General features: G+C 55.2%; 19 protein-coding genes, 5 tRNA genes and 1 riboswitch. Of the genes, 17 read left to right on the plus strand and 7 right to left on the minus strand.

Annotated elements, in window-relative coordinates; genetic code table 11:
* Positions 1 to 194, minus strand: a 194-nt coding sequence (locus tag B5E84_RS20465) for a hypothetical protein (RefSeq protein WP_143469280.1), incomplete at its 3' end; no start/stop codon positions are given.
* Positions 195 to 366: 172 nt separating this feature from the next.
* Here B5E84_RS20465 and rpoD point away from each other — a divergent pair.
* From rpoD to B5E84_RS19210, 6 genes are all read left to right on the plus strand, one after another.
* Positions 367 to 1,503, plus strand: coding sequence for an RNA polymerase sigma factor RpoD (rpoD, locus tag B5E84_RS19180; RefSeq protein ID WP_143469281.1), 1,137 nt, complete (start codon positions 367 to 369; stop codon positions 1,501 to 1,503).
* Between the two features lie 186 nt (positions 1,504 to 1,689).
* Positions 1,690 to 2,322, plus strand: coding sequence for an epoxyqueuosine reductase QueH (locus B5E84_RS19185; protein WP_087226278.1), 633 nt, complete (start codon positions 1,690 to 1,692; stop codon positions 2,320 to 2,322).
* A gap of 389 nt (positions 2,323 to 2,711) precedes the next feature.
* The gene (locus B5E84_RS19195; RefSeq protein ID WP_087226284.1) at positions 2,712 to 2,978 is read left to right on the plus strand and encodes an HPr family phosphocarrier protein; all 267 of its coding nucleotides are present in this window, start codon (positions 2,712 to 2,714) and stop codon (positions 2,976 to 2,978) included.
* A 368-nt stretch (positions 2,979 to 3,346) separates the two neighbouring features.
* Positions 3,347 to 3,444: riboswitch (THF riboswitch) on the plus strand.
* Between the two features lie 60 nt (positions 3,445 to 3,504).
* On the plus strand, positions 3,505 to 4,086 hold the full coding sequence (locus B5E84_RS19200; protein ID WP_087226287.1) for a folate family ECF transporter S component: 582 nt from the start codon (positions 3,505 to 3,507) through the stop codon (positions 4,084 to 4,086).
* A gap of 18 nt (positions 4,087 to 4,104) precedes the next feature.
* Positions 4,105 to 4,941: an Mrp/NBP35 family ATP-binding protein gene (locus tag B5E84_RS19205; RefSeq protein WP_087226290.1), complete on the plus strand. Its 837-nt coding sequence runs from the start codon at positions 4,105 to 4,107 to the stop codon at positions 4,939 to 4,941.
* Positions 4,942 to 4,956: 15 nt separating this feature from the next.
* The gene (locus tag B5E84_RS19210) at positions 4,957 to 5,667 is read left to right on the plus strand and encodes a GTP pyrophosphokinase (protein WP_087226293.1); all 711 of its coding nucleotides are present in this window, start codon (positions 4,957 to 4,959) and stop codon (positions 5,665 to 5,667) included.
* Positions 5,668 to 5,782: 115 nt separating this feature from the next.
* Here the strand turns inward: B5E84_RS19210 and B5E84_RS19215 are convergent, their stop codons facing one another.
* The 4 genes from B5E84_RS19215 to B5E84_RS19230 are packed head-to-tail and all read right to left on the minus strand — an operon-like array spanning position 5,783 to position 9,361.
* Positions 5,783 to 6,508 (minus strand): GNAT family N-acetyltransferase, encoded by a 726-nt coding sequence (locus B5E84_RS19215; protein WP_143469282.1) that lies wholly within the window; start codon positions 6,506 to 6,508, stop codon positions 5,783 to 5,785.
* 48 nt (positions 6,509 to 6,556) lie between these two features.
* Entirely contained in the window at positions 6,557 to 7,600 is a 1,044-nt protein-coding gene (locus B5E84_RS19220; RefSeq protein WP_087226296.1) for an SPFH domain-containing protein, read from the minus strand.
* Between the two features lie 25 nt (positions 7,601 to 7,625).
* Positions 7,626 to 8,675, minus strand: a complete 1,050-nt coding sequence (locus B5E84_RS19225; protein WP_087226299.1) for a TFIIB-type zinc ribbon-containing protein — start codon at positions 8,673 to 8,675, stop codon at positions 7,626 to 7,628.
* A gap of 2 nt (positions 8,676 to 8,677) precedes the next feature.
* Positions 8,678 to 9,361, minus strand: coding sequence for a PspA/IM30 family protein (locus B5E84_RS19230; RefSeq protein ID WP_087226302.1), 684 nt, complete (start codon positions 9,359 to 9,361; stop codon positions 8,678 to 8,680).
* 475 nt (positions 9,362 to 9,836) lie between these two features.
* Here B5E84_RS19230 and B5E84_RS19235 point away from each other — a divergent pair, with 475 nt between their 5' ends.
* The 3 genes from B5E84_RS19235 to B5E84_RS19245 all read left to right on the plus strand — a co-directional run bounded on the left by B5E84_RS19235 (position 9,837) and on the right by B5E84_RS19245 (position 12,414).
* Complete coding sequence (locus tag B5E84_RS19235; RefSeq protein WP_087226305.1) at positions 9,837 to 10,196, plus strand: CidA/LrgA family protein; 360 nt, start codon at positions 9,837 to 9,839, stop codon at positions 10,194 to 10,196.
* The gene (locus B5E84_RS19240) at positions 10,193 to 10,885 is read left to right on the plus strand and encodes an LrgB family protein (RefSeq protein WP_087226308.1); all 693 of its coding nucleotides are present in this window, start codon (positions 10,193 to 10,195) and stop codon (positions 10,883 to 10,885) included. The genes B5E84_RS19235 and B5E84_RS19240 overlap by 4 nt, the downstream gene beginning before the upstream one ends.
* 197 nt (positions 10,886 to 11,082) lie before the next feature.
* On the plus strand, positions 11,083 to 12,414 hold the full coding sequence (locus B5E84_RS19245; RefSeq protein ID WP_087226311.1) for an amidohydrolase: 1,332 nt from the start codon (positions 11,083 to 11,085) through the stop codon (positions 12,412 to 12,414).
* A gap of 165 nt (positions 12,415 to 12,579) precedes the next feature.
* Here the strand turns inward: B5E84_RS19245 and B5E84_RS19250 are convergent, their stop codons facing one another.
* A complete protein-coding gene (locus B5E84_RS19250) occupies positions 12,580 to 13,011 on the minus strand; it encodes an Hsp20/alpha crystallin family protein (RefSeq protein WP_087226314.1) in 432 nt (143 codons plus the stop codon).
* Positions 13,012 to 13,395: 384 nt separating this feature from the next.
* The gene (locus tag B5E84_RS19255; protein ID WP_087226317.1) at positions 13,396 to 14,010 is read right to left on the minus strand and encodes a hypothetical protein; all 615 of its coding nucleotides are present in this window, start codon (positions 14,008 to 14,010) and stop codon (positions 13,396 to 13,398) included.
* Between the two features lie 324 nt (positions 14,011 to 14,334).
* Between B5E84_RS19255 and B5E84_RS19260 the strand changes: the two genes are divergently transcribed.
* From B5E84_RS19260 to B5E84_RS19295, 8 genes are all read left to right on the plus strand, one after another.
* Positions 14,335 to 16,587, plus strand: a complete 2,253-nt coding sequence (locus B5E84_RS19260) for a heavy metal translocating P-type ATPase (protein WP_087226320.1) — start codon at positions 14,335 to 14,337, stop codon at positions 16,585 to 16,587.
* A 45-nt stretch (positions 16,588 to 16,632) separates the two neighbouring features.
* Positions 16,633 to 16,947, plus strand: coding sequence for a metal-sensing transcriptional repressor (locus B5E84_RS19265; RefSeq protein ID WP_087226323.1), 315 nt, complete (start codon positions 16,633 to 16,635; stop codon positions 16,945 to 16,947).
* Positions 16,948 to 16,985: 38 nt separating this feature from the next.
* Complete coding sequence (locus B5E84_RS19270; RefSeq protein ID WP_087226326.1) at positions 16,986 to 17,177, plus strand: heavy-metal-associated domain-containing protein; 192 nt, start codon at positions 16,986 to 16,988, stop codon at positions 17,175 to 17,177.
* 215 nt (positions 17,178 to 17,392) lie between these two features.
* Positions 17,393 to 17,466 (plus strand) — tRNA-Pro (locus tag B5E84_RS19275).
* A 7-nt stretch (positions 17,467 to 17,473) separates the two neighbouring features.
* Positions 17,474 to 17,545, plus strand: a tRNA-Glu gene (locus B5E84_RS19280).
* 33 nt (positions 17,546 to 17,578) lie between these two features.
* Positions 17,579 to 17,651: transfer RNA gene (locus tag B5E84_RS19285), tRNA-Thr, on the plus strand.
* 27 nt (positions 17,652 to 17,678) lie between these two features.
* Positions 17,679 to 17,752 (plus strand) — tRNA-Pro (locus B5E84_RS19290).
* An 8-nt stretch (positions 17,753 to 17,760) separates the two neighbouring features.
* Positions 17,761 to 17,832, plus strand: a tRNA-Glu gene (locus B5E84_RS19295).
* Positions 17,833 to 18,240: the final 408 nt, after the last annotated feature.

Below are 18,240 nucleotides of genomic sequence, written 5' to 3' on the forward strand. Positions count from 1 at the left end.
TCGATGCGCTGGCGCTGTCTCGCCTGGAGGGACGGCTCGATGCGCTGGCGCTGTCTCGCCTGGAGGGACGGCTCGATGCGCTGGCGCTGTCTCGCCTGGAGGGACGGCTCGATGCGCTGCGCTGTCTCGCCTGAGAGACGGCCGGGTCCGCAGGTCAGCTCGAATCCGCTTCGCTCCTTCTCGCTTTGCGGCATTCGCCGCAAAGCCCGGAATCAGCACCCACGCCCTGGAGAGCGAGCTCTCCGGGGCGTGGGTGCTGATTCCGGACTTCCCTGCTCATTGCAGGGAAAAATGTGTTGAAATCTGCAAAATAATGTTATATAATTGTATGATGTGTAGATTTCTTTTTTGAAAGGACGTTATTCAGTGGGAAAAGAACCGGCAGCTTTTTTGGAAAAACTTCAGAAACTTGTAAACCAGGGAAAGGCGAAGGGGAATACTCTCGATATTGGGGAGATTAACGACTGTTTCCTGGGGGATGAACTGAGCGCGGAGCAGATGGACCATATTTATGCGTACCTGGAGGAACACAATATTGATGTGGTTCCTGTCATGGACGATGCCAGTCTGGCGGAGGATGTGTTGCTGCTCGACGATGATGTGGACGACAGTTTCATGAAGGACTCCGAGAACGAGGAGGACATCGACCTGGATGCCATTGATTTGCTGGAAGGAATAGGGACAGAAGACCCGGTCCGGATGTATTTGAAGGAAATTGGGACTGTACCGCTGCTGTCAGCAGATGAAGAATTAAATCTGGCAAAGAGAAAAGCAGAGGGCGATGAGTATGCGAAGGAGCGTTTGATCGAGGCGAATCTGAGGCTGGTAGTCAGTATCGCGAAACGGTACACCGGCCGCGGGATGAGTTTCCTGGATTTGGTGCAGGAGGGGAACTTAGGCCTTATCAAAGGCGTGGAAAAATTTGATTACACCAAGGGATATAAGCTGAGTACATATGCTACCTGGTGGATCCGGCAGTCTGTGACCAGAGCGCTGGCGGATCAGGCGCGGACCATCCGCGTACCGGTGCATATGGTGGAAACGATTAATAAGATGTCAAAGATGCAGAGAAAGCTGACTCTGGAGCTGGGGTATGAGCCGTCTGTGACAGAGCTGGCGGAGGCTCTGGAGATGAGCGAGGACAAGGTGATGGAGATTATGCAGATCGCCAGAGAGCCTGCATCCTTGGAGACGCCCATCGGTGAGGAGGACGATTCCAACCTGGGTGATTTCGTGGCGGATTCTAATGTGGTGACCCCGGAGGGGAACGTGGAGTCCGTGATGTTAAGGGAGCACATTGACGCCCTTCTGGGAGATTTGAAGGAGAGGGAGCGCCAGGTAATCGTGCTTCGGTTCGGCTTGGAGGACGGCCACCCCAGAACCCTGGAGGAGGTCGGCAAGGAGTTTAATGTAACCCGTGAGCGTATCCGTCAGATCGAGGCGAAAGCCCTGCGGAAACTGCGCAATCCCGTCCGCAGCAAACGGATCCGGGATTTCCTGTAAAGGTTTGGCCGGTCAGGCTCTGTCCCCGCTTTGGCATGGGAAAGGGCCTGGCCGTAGGTGTGGTAGAAAGTGTGCGCCCCAAGCGCACACTTTTCCTATGACGGGGAAAGATAGGGGAAATGGCAGCCGGGAGCCGCGTTTCCGTACGGATGTACGCGGCAGACGTACATTTGACAGGAGGACAGGATGAACAGGAGAAACTATCAGAGAGAGCTGGAGACTATAATCGAGGACGCCGGGGCGAAGGGGCAGGTGCCCAGCCTGTTTCTGCACAGCTGCTGCGCGCCCTGCAGTAGCTATGTGCTGGAGTACCTCTCCCAGTATTTTTCCATCACTCTGTTTTACTATAATCCCAACATTTATCCGCCGGAGGAGTATGAGAAACGGGTGGAGGAGCAGGAACGGCTCATCCGGGATCAGCCCCATCTGCACCCGGTGAAGTTTCTGGCGGGCACCTATGAGCCGCAGCGTTTTTTCGCAGCGGCGAAGGGCCATGAGAAGGATAAGGAAGGGGGAGAGCGGTGTTTCCGCTGCTATGAGCTGCGCCTTCGGGAGGCGGCGAAAGCGGCGGCGAAGGGCGGTTACGACTACTTCACCACCACTCTTTCCATCAGCCCTTTAAAGAACGCGGAAAAGCTCAACGAGATCGGCGAGGCGGTGGCGGCGGAGTACAAAGTAGCCTATCTGCCCTCCGATTTTAAGAAAAAGGGCGGTTACCAGCGCTCGGTGGAGCTGTCAAAGGAGTATGGCCTGTACCGTCAGAATTACTGCGGCTGCGTCTATTCCCGAGATATGCTTGACACCCCAGGGCATTTGTAATAAAATTTTTATATCATATGAAGTGTTGTTTTCTGTGGTATAAAAGTATCTGACGGAGGCGTACTCCGCGGGGAGAAAGAGAGCGCTGGCGCAGCCGCGCTCCGGCTTAGGTGTGCGCGGCCATGTGTTTTATATCATAGGAAACGATGTTCACGGTGATACAAAACGGATATGACCGCTAACGCGGCCGTCTCAAATCATGAAAGCCAGATGGTTTCCGCCATCTGCCGGCGGTATTTGAAATACGAGGCTTTCAGAGTATTCTCCGGCGGAGGCAGATTCCGGGCGGAGGAAAAAGGCTGCTGGTGTGGCCGCATTCCGGCGTGGGTATGCGCTCCAGCACGCGTTTTTTATATCATCAGAGTAAATAAGAAAAGGGGAGAAGGGGCATGGTATCAAAGGTAGTGACTGTGACAAACCCATCGGGCCTTCATTTGAGGCCGGCTGGTGTGCTGTCCCAGACGGCGATGAAATATCAGTGCAGCATCATCATTGAATGCGGAGAGAAGAAGGTCGTGGCAAAGAGCGTGTTAAACGTAATGGCCGCGGGCATTAAGCAGGGCACGGAAGTGACTGTCATCTGCGACGGAGAGGATGAGGAGGCAGCGCTTAAGGACGTGGCAGGAGCCATCGAGAGAGGGCTTGGCGAGGTCTGAAAGCTTACAAAAGAGTCTCAGAAACAAAACGGCGATGACCGCTGACGCGGCCATCGCGAATCATGAAAGCCAGATGGTCTGATGCCGATATATCTGTGCGTGCGAGCACGCCCATCTATATCGCCGCCATCCGGGGCTTTCACAGTAAACGGACATGACCGCTGACGCGGTCATCACGAATCATGAAAGCCAGATGGCTCCACGCCTACGGCGTTCCCGCCATCTGCCGGCGGTATTCGAAATCCGGGCTATCGCCCTCCTTTCTCATACCGTCTTGCCCGTCTGATGCCGATATATCTGAACGTGCGAGCGCGCCCCTCTATATCGCCGCCATCCGGGGCTTTCACAGTAAACAATTTCATAATGGAAGCAGAGTAGGTGTATGCGCGTTAAGTGCCGGACGTACAGGGAGTTGACGGTCGGACGAAAAGGTTTTCTTGCGGTGCGTACGCCGCATCCCGCTGCATCGGAGAAAAATTATCTCCACTTGTAGTATGCGATGAATCTGCAAAGGAGGTAATTTTTTATGACAAAAATGGCAACTTTGTTCAGAACATCCATGGACGAATTAAAGGACGTCCGCAGCCTGGCGATGATCGCCCTCTTTGGAGGAATGTCGGTGGTGATGGGCTATTTCACCATCCAGATCGGAGATTTTTTAAAAATCGGTTTTTCCACCATTGTCCAGCAGTTTGTTTATTATCTGTTTGGACCGGGGGCAGGAATGCTGTTCGCGGGGGCCATGGATCTTCTCAAATTTGCGATAAAGCCCACAGGGGCTTTTTTTCCAGGCTATACCTTCAACGCCATGCTGGCGGCCGTGCTCTACGGCTACTTTTATTACAGACAGAAGATCACCCTGCGCCGGGTGCTTGCAGCCCAGTTTGTGGTGGCTCTCATCTGTAACGTATGTTTCGGCACGCTGTGGTGGCATATGACTACCACCAAGGCCCAGGCGGCGTTCTGGCCGGTGTTTCTCACCAGAGCCGGGAAAAATCTGGCCCAGTGGCCTTTAAATTCCCTGCTGTTTTACGGGGCGTGGGAGTTTATGGAGAGAGCGGGGGTGTTCCGCGAGATCAGAAAGCACATTCGTACAAGAAGGGTTTAGAAAAAGGAGGACATTATCATGAGCACCAGTTGTTCAGGAAACTGCTCCAGCTGCGGAGAGAGCTGCAGCAGCCGCACGGCGGAGCAGACCAGTTTTATTGCACCGCTCAACGATGCAAGCTCTGTAAATAAGGTAATTGGCATCGTCAGCGGAAAGGGCGGCGTGGGAAAATCCCTTGTCACCTCCATGCTGGCAGTGAAAATGAGAAATAAAGGATACAAGACGGCGATTCTGGACGCGGACATCACCGGCCCGTCCATCCCCACGGCCTTTGGCCTGGGAAATGACGGCGTGGGCATGGCAAACGGGAACCTGATGATCCCGGCCACCACGGCTACGGGCATTGAGGTGATGAGCGCCAACCTTCTTCTGGACAGCGAGACGGATCCGGTGATCTGGAGAGGGCCGGTGATCGCTGGGGCGGTGAAACAGTTCTGGCAGGAAACCCTGTGGGAGAACGTGGACTATATGTTCGTGGATATGCCTCCGGGAACGGGGGACGTGCCTCTGACGGTGTTCCAGTCTCTGCCGGTGAACGGCATTGTGATCGTCACCTCTCCCCAGGAGCTGGTGTCCATGATCGTGGCCAAGGCCGTGAACATGGCAAAGAAGATGAACATTCCGATCCTGGGCGTAGTGGAGAACATGAGCTACGTGGAGTGCCCGGACTGCGGAAAGAAGATCAGCCTGTTTGGCGAGAGCCATATCGAGGAGGTTGCGAAGGAGTACGGCATTCCGGTGCTGGCAAAGCTCCCCATCAACCCGGAGATCGCGAAGGCTGTGGACGCCGGACAGGTAGAGTACCTGGAGATGCCGTATCTGGATGATGCGGCGAAGGCTGTAGAGACGATTTAAAAGGTGTGAAAGGAAATGAATGTCAGTTTGACCCCCAACAGTGAGCTGGAGCAGTCGGTCGTCAGGGTTCCGGATCTGGCGCAGGTGCCGGAAGAATTTTTAAGTATGGCCCGCCAGTTCCAGGAGGCTATGATGATGTATACCTGCGCCATCCGCGAGGTAAAGACGAAACTGGAGGTCTTAAACGACGAGCTGTCGGTGAGAAATTCCAGAAACCCCATTGAGATGATAAAATCCAGGGTGAAAAAGCCCGCCAGCATTGTGGAAAAGCTGCAGAGAAAAGGACTGGAGGTTTCCCTGGAGTCCATGGTCAACAATCTGGACGACGTGGCGGGGATTCGGATTATCTGCTCGTTTCTGGATGATATTTACGCGGTGGCGGATATGCTGGTGCGCCAGGACGACATCCGTGTGCTCGCGGTAAAGGATTATATCAAGAATCCAAAGCCCAACGGCTACCGCAGCTACCACATGATCGTGGAAATCCCCGTATTCTTTTCGGATATGAAGAAACCCATGCGGGTGGAGGTGCAGATCCGCACCATCGCCATGGATTTCTGGGCCAGCCTGGACCATCAGCTGAAGTACAAAAAGTCTATGGATAACGCGTCGGAAATCGGCGAGGAGCTCAAGCAGTGCGCCGATGTGATCGCCCAGACGGACAAGCGGATGCTGGAGATCCGGCAACAGATCGAGGCTCAGGGGATTCAGGTAAGACGGGACTGATACAAAAAAGATAAATATGGAAGGCCGGCAGGCCTGCGGCGGGAAGATGCCGTGGGGACTGCCGGTCTTTTTCCATATTTTATGACGGCCAGTGGGCCAGATAATTTTTAGTTATTTAGTAGAGATAATAGGACAGGGTTTCCGTAATCCGGAACCCTGTTTTCTTGTAGAGATTTAAGGCCACGGTATTGTTTCCGGAGACCTGGAGGGTGACGGTGGAGGTGTTTTCCTGGAGGGATTTGAGTACCTGGAGGAAAAAGGCCTTCCCGTAGCCCTTGCCCCGGAAGGGGGCCCTGATCTCCATGCCGTAGAAATATACGCCGCCGCCTAAGGGAGTGATGAAACAGACGCCGATCTCCCGGTCCTGGGCGAAGGCGGTGAATTTGCCGCTTTCGTCCACGGTCATGGAAAAGGAGGGGGGCAGGGCGCAGACGGGGGGCTGCCACTGGGACAGCTCCAGAGTCATCATATGCTCGTTGTACCAGAACCGGGCGTTCAGCTTTTTTAGCACGAAAGCGGACGCCGGGCAGCGGCCATCGGTGACGAAGGAAAAGTCGGAATTGGGGAAGTGCAGCTCCGCCTGGGCCAGGGCTTTGGAAAAATATCCCTGTTTCCGCATATCCGGGAGGGTGGCCGCGGTGCACTCGTAAAGGTGGGGCTCCAGGTAGTAGAGGGCCAGAGCGCTGGCCAGAGTGCCGTTTTCCATACAGAGCACGAAAAAGTCCCCGTCCTCCGCCGGAAAGGTGAGGGTCATCCCCTCAAATTCCCGGCAGGCCCGGAAAAGCTCCTGAACCAGTTCCTTTTGCTGAGAAGACAGGGCGGTGGCAGTGATGATTTCCAAGTTTCATTCCTCCTTACGCGATGGTCTGAACGATGTCATCCGGTGAGTTTACACAAGCTTGTAGCCGCAGTTTCCGCAGAACTTCATGCCGTTTGTTTTGGCTCCGCAGTTGGGGCAGAAGTTGGGGGGCAGAAGGAAGGGCCCAGTGCCCGGCGCGGAGCCGGTTTCGGGAGCTGCCCCGGCCTGGACGCCGGGAGTCTGTCCCAGAGGCCCTGTTCCGGGCGTTCCGGACACTGCCATGGCCTGCCCGCCGGGAACCTGTCCCGCGGCTCCGGCCACCATCTGCTGCCCCATGGCCAGACCGGCGGCCATCCCAGCCATCTGGGCGGCGGAACCGCCGCTTTCCGTGAGGGACTGTCCGAAGGCCACCTGCTGAAAGCGTCCCACATCCCCGATCATGCTCTGGGCAGCGGCCTTTTCCGCCATTTTCTGAACCTCCTCCGGGTAGTTAAAGCTGGAGATGGTGAAGGTGGGGATGGCGATTCCGATGGAGCGCATCTCCATGTCTAAGTCCTCCCGCAGTCCGGCGCCGATCTCCCCGGCGTTTCGCTGCAGGTTGAACATATCCTGGCCCTTGGCGGAGATCCATTTCATCAGCAGCTGGCTTAAGGAGGAGAGGATCCGTTCCTTTACGTCCTCCACAGTAAACTGCTGTCGGATTCCGGCGATCCGATCGATGAGCACGTCGTAGTCCTCCACCCGGCAGGTGAAGGTGCCGAAGGCCCGGATGGGCATTCCTCCCGGAAGGCCGGGATAGGGGATCAGCACCGGGCTTTTCGTCCCCCATTTCACCAGGATTTCCTTCGTGTTGATAAACAGGACCTCCGCCCGGATGCCGCTGTTAAAACCGAACTGAAAGCCCTTCAGAGTGGAGAGGAAAGGAATGATGTCCGACTCCACCTCGAAGTTTCCCTCGTCCCGGAAAATGCCTTCCACGACGCCGTTATAGAGGAACACAGCGTCCTGTCCCGGCCGGATGATGAGGCGGCTCCCTTTCTTGATCTCCTGGTTGCTCCATTTCCAAAAGAGCATATCGTCGCGGAATTCCCGCCACTCGATCACGTTTGCAAACTGGTTTCCAAACAGGCCCATATGTAAAACCTCCGTTCTTTCGCTATCATTGTAAGAAATAAAAAATAAGCAGAATCACCGCGATCACCAGCAGGACGCAGAGGGCGATTTTGAAAATGCTCTTGGGGTATTCCCCGGCGATGAGGCCGCTTTGTCCGTTGATCAGTACGTGGTATACCCGGTCCCGGTACTGGTAGGCGGTGCTGTACACCGGCACCAGGATGTATTTAAAGGTTTCCCCAGAAAAGGAAGGGGAAATGCACAGTCCGTCGATCCGGTCGTAGCGGCTGAGCACCTCCCTCTCAGCCATTTCCCGGATCTGTTCCGTCATTTCCTGGCGGGCCTGGTTCGCGGCCACCTCCAGGGAGACGGAGAAACATTCCGCGTTGTAGCCGGATAAATATTCCGGGGAATAGGAGACTAACGCCTCAGTGCGGAAACTATCCATTCCTCCTAAGAGGTCCAGATCCAGCTTGCCAGACGCGGGGACGAGCAGGTCGTCAAAGGTGTGGCGGATCTGCCCGGACACGGGATGCCAGGTGGTGTAGGTCCTGGTTCTCATCTTTCCATTCGGCCCACGGTAGGTTTGGGTGTGCACCCGGCCTCCGCGGGCGGTGTAGGGGGTGTCCGTGCGGGCGTCGAAGGTCCAGTAGGGAAGGTAAATCCCCTGGAGCAGCCCCTTCTGATACAGATGTTTCAGCTTGCTAGGAGCCCAGAACTGTCCCTTCACCCAGGCGGCAAACCGTTGGTCCGCCATATCCCGGTCAAACTGAAAGGGCAGTACGCCGTCGGGAATTAAGGTGTCTTCCTGTTTCTCCGCCAGCACGTATTTAGAGCCGCAGTAGGGGCATTCCGCCGCCGTGCTGTTGGCGTCCACCTCGATTTTGGCTCCGCAGCCCTGGCATTCCATGGTGTGGGAGGTCTTTTCCTCCGCCCGTATTTTTCTGCGGGCGTCTAGGGTCATGGGGTGTTCCTGAATCCGCTCCGCAAAGTGATCAATCGTTTCCCGGGAGCCGCAGCTGGGGCATTTGAGGGCCTGGCTTTCCGGGTCGAACTCCATGACGCTGCCGCAGTTTTTGCAGTGGTAGATTTCCATGACTACAGTCCCAGCTTGGCTTTTAAGGCGGCTAACTCATCCTCCACCTCCGGATTGCCGGCGGCCGGCTCATCGTATTTGCGCATCAGATCCTCGGCGGTATCCTCTTTTTTGCCAAGCTCTGCCATGGCCTCCGCCTCGTCCAGCATCCGGTTGGCCTTCTCCTCCATCTTATCGAAGGCGGACATGGCCTCACCGGCGTTTCGGATTCCGGAACCTAACTGGTTTACACGCTCCTGGGTGCGGGCCATGGCCATCTTGGAGTGGATGAGGGCTTTTCGCTGCTGCAGCTGGGCCAGATCCTTTTCCAGCTTGTCGTGCATTTCCTTCATGTGGGCGGCGTTTTCCCTGGCGGTGGCGTAAAGCTGCTCTAAGGACGCCCGGCTGGCGTTAAGGGCTGCCTTTTTCTCCAGGAAGACTCTGGCGTCCCCTTCATTTCCAGCCACAAGGGCCTTTTCCGCGTAGCGGGCCATGGTCTCCATCTCCTGGGTGTTCTCGTCCAGATCCCGTTTGGCCTTTTTCTCCGCAGCCATGACGGCGGCCGTCTCCGCCTTCACCTTGCCTAAATCGCTCTCAATGTCCCGGATGTACTGATCCACCATTTTCGCGGGATCCTCTGCTTTGTCCAAAAGGGCGTTGATGTTTGCCGACATAATATCCGTAAATCGTTTTAAAATGTTTGCCATAGCTGTTTCCTCCTTGAATTGGCCGTTAAGCGGTGTCGTTTGACGGTGAAAGGACGGCGGCCGCCGGTTCCCGACAGTTTCGGCCCCGTTTTCCTGAAACGGGACGGGCCTTGGCCGCCGCAGGGATTTGCCGTCTGTCTTATAAAGGAAATTATAGGGCAGGAACGGGTAAAATTCAACTGAAATCGGGAAGATTGTAACAGTTCAGCCATGCAGAACCATATGGCAAAACACTGCTTAGTGAGCAAGCTCTCACGCAGTGTTTTGCCATATGGTTCTATAGGGCGGACGCCCGACATGAATCATTTGACGGCTAATCACGTTTCACGTTAGCCAATTTCACAGAATCCGTCAAATTATGAATTGCATGGCTGAACGGTTACGGAAGATTGTATTTTGTGTGTATTTGGCCTTGACCATTCCTTTCCCGTGAGAGTAGAATGAAAATCAGACTGTTTGAGAGGAGATACGCAAGATGAAATATGTCAAGGAAGCGGGGATCATTTTCGGAATGTCCGCCGCAGGTGAAGTCTTGAATCAGCTTTTGCCCTTTCCCGTTCCGGCGGGAGTGTACGGCCTGTTTCTGCTTTTGATCTGCCTGGTTATTGGCGTGGTGAAACTGGAGATGCTGGAGGTCACGGGAAACTGGATGCTGGACGCCATGCCCATTATGTTTCTGCCGGCCTGTGTGGGCATTATGGAGAGCTTTGGGGAATTGAAGGCGGTGCTGGTGCCCTTTGTGGTGATCGCGGTGGTGTCCACTGTTCTCGTCATGAGCGTTACCGGGCTGGTGGCTCAGTGGATTATCAGAAGGAAAGGGGGAGACCGGTCATGAGAGAGGCGTTGGCATCCTCAGCGTACTTTGGCGCGGTGCTCAGCATCGCCGCCTACAGCTTTGGCCTGTGGCTGAAGAAAAAGACGGGATTTGCCCTCTGCAATCCCCTGCTGGTGGCAGCGGCCGTCATCATCCCTGTTTTGCTGGCGGCGGATTTAAGCTACGATGAATATATGAAGGGGGCCCAGTGCATCAGCTATCTGCTGACGCCGGCCACGGTCTGTCTGGCCATTCCCCTTTACAAGCAGCTTGCCCTGTTAAAGCGGAATAAGGCGGCTGTGGTCTGCGGCATTGCCGCCGGGGTGGTGGCCAACGCGGCTACCATTCTGGTGCTCTGTCTGCTGTTTAAGCTGGAGCACGTCCATTACGTGACCCTTCTGCCAAAATCCATCACCACTGCCATCGGCATGGGAGTCAGTGAGGAGGCGGGAGGCATTGTGACGCTGACGGTGGTGAGCATTATCATCACCGGCGTGTCCGGCGTGATTTTGGCGGAAAAGCTGTTCCAGTTTCTTCATCTGGAGGAACCGGTGGCCAAGGGGCTGGCCCTGGGAAACGCCGCCCACGCCATCGGCACCTCCAAGGCTCTGGAGCTTGGGGAGATAGAAGGAGCCATGTCCAGCCTGGCCATTGCCGTGGCGGGACTGATGACAGTGGTGGTGGTGCCGCTGATCGGAAATCTGATATAGGAGATCGGGGAAAAACGGCGGGAAAGCGGAGGGGGATCCTGCCCGCCAAAGGATTCCCGTTGGTGGAACCTTGTGGTATAATAACGAGGAAAGAGCGGATCGTGCTTGCACGAATCCGCGCTTGACGAGGAAGCCCATCGAGCCGCAGGCGAGATGATATATAGAAACAGCGATAACAGGAGAAGGGAGAGATCACAATGAAGACGATGATCACAAATGTGAGAGTGCTCACAATGAACGGGGAAAATAAGGTTTACGAGGACGGCTGTGTGCTGGTGGACGGCAGCCGGATCGCCAGGGTGGGGAGCAGACAGGAGGCGGAGAGCTGGAATCCAGGGCCGGATGTGAGAATTCTTGACGGCGGCGGCGGAATCCTGCTGCCGGGCCTGGTAAACACCCACTGCCACGTGTCCATGATGCCTTTCCGCACCCTGGGGGATGACTGCGCCGACCGTCTGCGCCGGTTTTTGTTCCCCCTGGAAAACGACGCCATGACCAGAACGCTGGTGTACCGGGCGGCGAAGTATGGAATCTGTGAAATGCTGCTGGCGGGCATTACCACCTTCGTGGATATGTATTACTTTGAGGACGAGGTGGCGAAGGCCTGCGAGGAGCTGGGGATCCGGGGATTTTTAGGGGAGACGGTCATCGGCCAGCCCACCTGCGACAGCCCGGAGCCTTACGGCGGCCTGGAGTACGGGGAGCGGTTTATAAACGAGTGGAAGGGAAACCGGCTGGTGACGCCGGTGGTGGCCCCCCACGCTACATACAGCTTAAGCCCGGAGATGTTAAAACGCTCCTTTGAGCTGGCGGAGAAGTACGATGTGCCCTACACCATCCACGTTTGCGAGATGGAGCACGAGATGGAGAAATTCCGGACGGAGTACGGGAAGACCCCGGTGGAGGTTATGGCGGATCTGGGGATTTTGGACCGGAGGACCCTGGCGGCCCACTGCGTTTATATGGAGGAGAAGGCTATGGAGCTCTTTGCCCGTCACGGGGTAAGCGTGGCTCACTGTATCGGCTCCAACACCAAGGGCGGCCGCGGCGTGGCTCCCATTCCGGCCATGGAAAAGCTGGGCATCGCCGCCGGATTCGGCACCGACGGGGCCTCCTCCGGAAATACCCTGGATCTGTTTACCCTTTTTAAGCTTTTTGCCAATTTCCAGAAGACGGAGCATCATGACCGGACCCTGTTCCCGGCCTGCGACATTGTGAAAATGGGCACCATGGGCGGCGCCAGGGCCATCGGCATGGAGCGGGAGCTTGGCTCCATCGAGGAAGGAAAGAAGGCGGATCTGGTGATCGTGGAGACGGATTCGGTGAATATGTTCCCCTGCTACAATCCCTATTCTGCCCTGGTCTACTCCGCCAACGCCTCCAACGTGGACACGGTGATGGTAGACGGAGAGGTGCTGGTGCGGGGCAAGCGGCTCTTGCGGGACAGCCTGGAAGGCATCCGGGAGGAGCTGGAGATGGAAATGGGGCCGTTTATGAAGGCGGCGGAAAATTACGGAGAAATGATTTAACAAAAAGACGCGAAACAGGAGCTGCTGTGCCGGTTGTCTACCCGGCGCCGCAGCTCCTGTTTTGTGTCATAGGAAACGGTGTCCCCTATGACATAAAAGCCTCCGGCGGGAGGCGCCCTTCGCCCAGAGGGAAATGGCGGCCGGCCCGTCTTTTATGGGGAGAGTTTATTCAATGTTGATATATTTCGGCTTTTCCTCGATGGGTTTCGGCGCCTCCTTCGGCACCGTCAGGCGGAGCACGCCGTTTTCAAAGGCGGCTTTGATGTCCTCCTGCCTTAAGGCCTCGCCCACGTAGAAGGTCCGTCTCATGGAGCCGTGGTAGCGCTCCCGGCGCACATAAGTTTTTTCCTTGTCATCGGCTTCGCTGTGTACGGCGGAGATGGTGAGGTAGCCGTCCTTTAACTCAGCCTGGATCTCGTCCTTGCGGTAGCCGGGCAGCTCAATGTCCACCAGATAGCAGGCCCCGCCGTCTAAAATATCCGTGCGCATCAGCCCGGTATCCTTCTTCGTCTGTGCCGGCTGAGAGCCGCTCCAGAAACTGTCATTGAAAAAATCGTCAAAGAAATCAAAGCCGTAATTTGTTCTTGGAATTAACATAAGTAACATCCTCCTTTTATGATGAGCGGACGGTGGAAACGGGTCCGCCGTGGTCTCTTTCGCTGTTTTGTTATGGTTGTACTATAACACGGTTTGTTAGCACTGTCAAGAGGTGAGTGCTAAAAAGTTTGATATGGAAATGAGACCTCCCGTTTTCCACAGCGTTTGCAGTAAAAAAGTGTGCGCTTGGCGCACACTCGCGCCGGAGCGCGGCTGCGCCAGCAGCCATTTTCCTTTGCGCGGAGTGCGCCTCCCGCCGGAGGCTTTTGTGCCATAGGGAACGCAGTTTCCTATGGCACAAAAAACAGGAAACCTGGATGGAATTTCCCGGTTTCCTGTCATATACAGTGCCTGTATGGGGAAAACCTTCGGAACCGTTTTCCCTTATTGGATGGTGCCTATAACGGTGATGTTCCCTCCGTCCTGGAACAGACCGGAACAGTTATACTGCCATATTCCCTTTTCCAGGGGGATCTCCTTTGTGATGTCGGCGGAGCCGATGGTAATATGCTGCTGGTTTCCATTTGGATCAAACAGGAAGAAGTCCACGGACCCGCCCTTAATATCGGAGGTAATGGTCAGGGTTAAGGTCTGATGGTCTTCGGCCTGGAAGGAACCGGATTCGGCGATGTTCCTCTGATCCGGGTGGTTGGCCAGGGAAATTACGGTGCCCTCCTGGGGCAGGCTGCCGTCCACGGTCTCGTGGGAAATGGTGCTGTGGGGAATTAAATCGAGGGTATTTTTTGCGCTGTCATAATTGACGGCATATCCCAGATTGGTAAAGGTTTCCGTGGCCGGCACGTAGAGGCTGGCCTCCTGTTCCCCTTCCATAGTAACGGAAATCAGGGGTCTGCCAAGGGACAGAGAGGTCCCGTTAAGAGAAATCTGGGTGCCGCTCAGAGTGGCGGAGGCGATTCCCGTCGCCGCGAACGCCGTAGTGATCCCCATGGTCCCGATGATCAGCCCGGCAACGAAACTTTTTGCGTGGAATGGTTTCATGTATTATCCTCCCTTCAAATTCAGATGTCGATGTACCGCGGGCCGACCGCCAGAGAATGTGGACCGCGGGCGTAGAAGTGTGAATGGTTAGTATTATTATATAACAGTTTGCAAAAAAAAAGTTAATAATTTCTTAACAAATTATTACGATTTATAATAACTGAAAACATTGGAGAATATTGGATAAATTCTGATAAAATAGGTGAGGAATTCTTGTTCCAAGGAATCCACCCAGCAAATTTCAGTTCCCCTCTTGACATTTCCTCCCCGCTGTTCTATAATTCCAATATACCCATTGAGGGTATGAGTATATGGAGGTACGATATGCGAACAGAGGTGTATAATATTGAAGGAATGGCCTGCGCCGCCTGCAGCAGCGCGGTGGAGCGGGTCACCAGGAAACTGGAGGGAGTCCAGTCCAGTGATGTGAACCTCACTACCAATAAGATGGTCATCACCTACGACGAGTCCAGGGTCACGGAGCAGATGATCGTGGAAAAGGTGGATAAGGCCGGATTTAAGGCCTCTCTGGTGGTGGAGGAGGCAGATAAGAAAAAGCAGGAGGAGGCAGCCTTTGAGAAACAGGAGGAGCAGCTTAACGCCACGAAACGGCGGGTGATCACCGCCATCTGTTTTGCGGTTCCCCTTCTCTACATTTCCATGGGCCATATGATGGGAATGCCCTTACCGGGTATCATAGCCCCTATGGAGAACCCGGTGAACTTCGCCCTGATCCAGCTGGTGCTGACGGTGGCGGTGATGATCTGCGGGCGGAAATTTTATCTGGTGGGCATCAAGGCTCTGATCAAGGGAAATCCCAACATGGATTCCCTGGTGGCCATCGGCACAGGCAGCGCCTTTGTCTACAGTCTCTGCATGACCTGGCTGATCCTGCAGGGCGACGGCTCCAGAGTGCACAGCCTGTACTACGAGTCGGCGGCCGTGGTAGTGACCCTGGTTATGCTGGGAAAATACATGGAGAGCCGCAGCAAGGGAAAGACCTCCGAGGCCATCCGCAAGCTGATGGAGCTGGCCCCGGATACGGCCATTCTCTATGAAAACGGCGCGGAGCGGGAGGTGGAGACCTCCGCGGTGCGGCTTGGACAGCACCTTCTCATAAAGCCCGGCAGCCGGATCCCCCTGGACGGCGTGGTGGTGAGAGGAAACAGCAGCGTGGACGAATCCATGCTCACAGGAGAGAGCATCCCGGTGGAGAAGCAGGAAGGGGATCAGCTGATCGGCGGCAGCATGAACTACAATGGGGCCATGGAAATGGAAGTGACCCACACGGGAAACGACACCACCCTGTCAAAAATCATCCGCATGATCGAGGACGCCCAGGGCAAAAAGGCCCCCATTTCCAAACTGGCGGATCAGGTGGCCGGCGTGTTCGTGCCCACGGTTATGGTGATTGCCCTGGTGGCGGCCCTGCTCTGGGGCGTGGTGGGAGGTCAGAATATGTCCTTTGTGCTCACCATTTTCGTCTCTGTGCTGGTGATTGCCTGCCCCTGTGCCCTGGGACTGGCCACGCCCACGGCTATCATGGTGGGAACAGGTGTGGGAGCCAGCCACGGAATTCTGATTAAGAGCGGCGAGGCCCTGGAAATCAGCCACAAGGTGGATACGGTGGTGTTGGATAAGACGGGAACCATCACGGAGGGAAAGCCGAGGGTGACGGACGTGATGGCCGCCGGCTCCTTAAATGAGGAAGAACTGCTGCGCCTGGCAGCCAGCTGCGAGCAGCTGTCGGAGCACCCCCTGGGAAATGCCATCGTGGAGGAGGCGAAGGTGAGAGGCATGGAGCTGACGCGCCCGGAGACCTTCCAGAGCGTCACGGGAGCCGGCATTCTCACGGAGCTGGACGGAAAACCGGTGGGCATCGGAAATTTCCGTCTGGTGGAACAGCTGGGCCTTTCCCTGAGTGATAAATTGCAGGAAATCGCCGGAACTGCGGCGGACGAGGGGAAAACCCCCATGTTTGTAGTGGTGGACGGAGCGCTGGAAGGGGTGATCTGCGTGGCAGACACCATCAAGGAGAGCAGCGTGCGGGCGGTGGACCACCTGAAAAGCCTGGGAATCCAGGTATATATGCTCACCGGAGACAACAAAAAGACCGCCGCCTACATCGGAAGACAGGCCCACATTGACAATGTGATCGCTGAAGTTCTTCCGGAGGATAAGGCAAATGTGGTCAGCCGGTTGCAGTCAGAGGGAAAAACTGTTATGATGGTAGGAGACGGCATCAATGATGCCCCGGCCCTGGTACAGGCGGACGTGGGCACGGCCATCGGCTCCGGCAGCGACATCGCCCTGGAGTCGGGGGACATCGTGCTGATGAAGTCGGATCTGGAGGATGTGTACCGGGCGGTGAAGTTAAGCCGCCTTACCATCCGCAATATCAAGCAGAATCTGTTCTGGGCATTTTTCTACAACAGCCTGGGCATTCCGGTGGCGGCCGGGGTTCTCTATCTGTTGGGAGGCCCGCTGCTCAGCCCCATGATCGGAGGCTTTGCCATGTCGCTGAGCTCCGTCTGCGTGGTGAGCAACGCCCTTCGCCTGCGCCGGATGAAATTATAGGACCGGATGCCTGCCGGGGCCGGAAGAAACGATGAGAGGTGGAACATGGGAGAAAAATACAGTGAGGAAACCTGCGGCTGCAGCAGGCATAAGCATCGGACTGCGGAGGAGGAAAAGGCCCTATTAAACCGGCTGAACCGGATCGAGGGCCAGATCCGCGGGATCAAAAATATGGTGGAGGAGGAGCGGTACTGCATCGACATTTTAAATCAGGTGTCAGCGGTACAGGCGGCCCTCAACAGCTTTAACCGGATCCTTTTAACCGATCACATTCACAGCTGTGTGGTGGAGCGGGTCGAGGAAGGAGATACGGAAGTGATCGACGAGCTCTGCCGGGCGATTCAGAAACTGATGAAATAACCGGCCAAACGCCGTAAAAAGAAAAGGAGAAGATTGATATGAAGACATTTAAATGCGAAGAAATGATGTGCGGAAACTGCGTAGCCAGAATCGACAAGGCTCTGGACGGCGAGGGCATTGCCCACAAGACGGATCTGGATACCAAGACCGTTTCCATCGAGGACGACGGCGTTTGCGTCAAGGCGGTGGAGCTGCTGGATGATCTGGGATTTTCCGCGGTAGAGGTATAAGGAAACGAGAGGCCCCCGCCGGAACTGCGTTTTCCGGCGGGGCAGTTTGCTTTTGGGCAGGCAGTTTTTGTGCTCTCTTTTCTCATTAATATAGGTAGGAACAGACAGAAATGGGATGGAAATTGCGTGAAATTGTTGCAAATATTTATACAATAAAAAATATTTGAAAAAGGAGTTGACTTTTCTCAGGTTCTGTTATATACTACCAGAGGTGTCGAGGCGTGGCTCAGTTTGGTAGAGCGCTGCGTTCGGGACGCAGAGGTCGCAAGTTCGAATCTTGTCGCCTCGATGATACCGGCCTATTGGTCAAGCGGTCAAGACGCCGCCCTCTCACGGCGGAAACCCGGGTTCGATTCCCGGATAGGTCATCGATACGTGATGGTGTCGAAAGTGAATTGCAAGCTACTGTGGCTCAGTCGGTAGAGCAGCTGATTCGTAATCAGCAGGTCAGGGGTTCGAGTCCCCTCAGTAGCTCTGACAGGGACACCTGTCAAACCATGTCGAGGCGTGGCTCAGTTTGGTAGAGCGCTGCGTTCGGGACGCAGAGGTCGCAAGTTCGAATCTTGTCGCCTCGATGGATACCGGCCTATTGGTCAAGCGGTCAAGACGCCGCCCTCTCACGGCGGAAACCCGGGTTCGATTCCCGGATAGGTCATAGGAATGCGGAAAATGTGTTGCAGAAGGAAAATCTGCGGCACATTTTTTTGTGTCATAGTAGGAAACTGCGTTCCTTATGACACAAAAGCCTCTGGCGGGAGGTGCACTTCGCGCAGAGGAATATGGCTGTTTACGCAGCCGCGCTCCGGCGTGAGTGTGCGCTTGGCACACACTGTTTTAATTACGGATGAAACGGTTCTTTTCTGAAACTTCTGGGGGTCAAAAAGTTTTGCCAAAAGTTTCTTTCAGAAGTTGCCTGGAAGGTTGTCAAAAGTTTCTTGAAAAATACGTGAATTGAAAAAGTAAAGTCTGTATGTAAGACTTAACGCTATGTATATGAAAAATTCCGCATAAAACAGGAACTTTTTGTGGATGAATCGCTATCCTTGTGGTAAACTAATACCAA

The sequence above is a fragment of the Lachnoclostridium sp. An14 genome, assembly GCF_002160755.1.
Lineage (GTDB): Bacteria > Bacillota > Clostridia > Lachnospirales > Lachnospiraceae > Lachnoclostridium_A.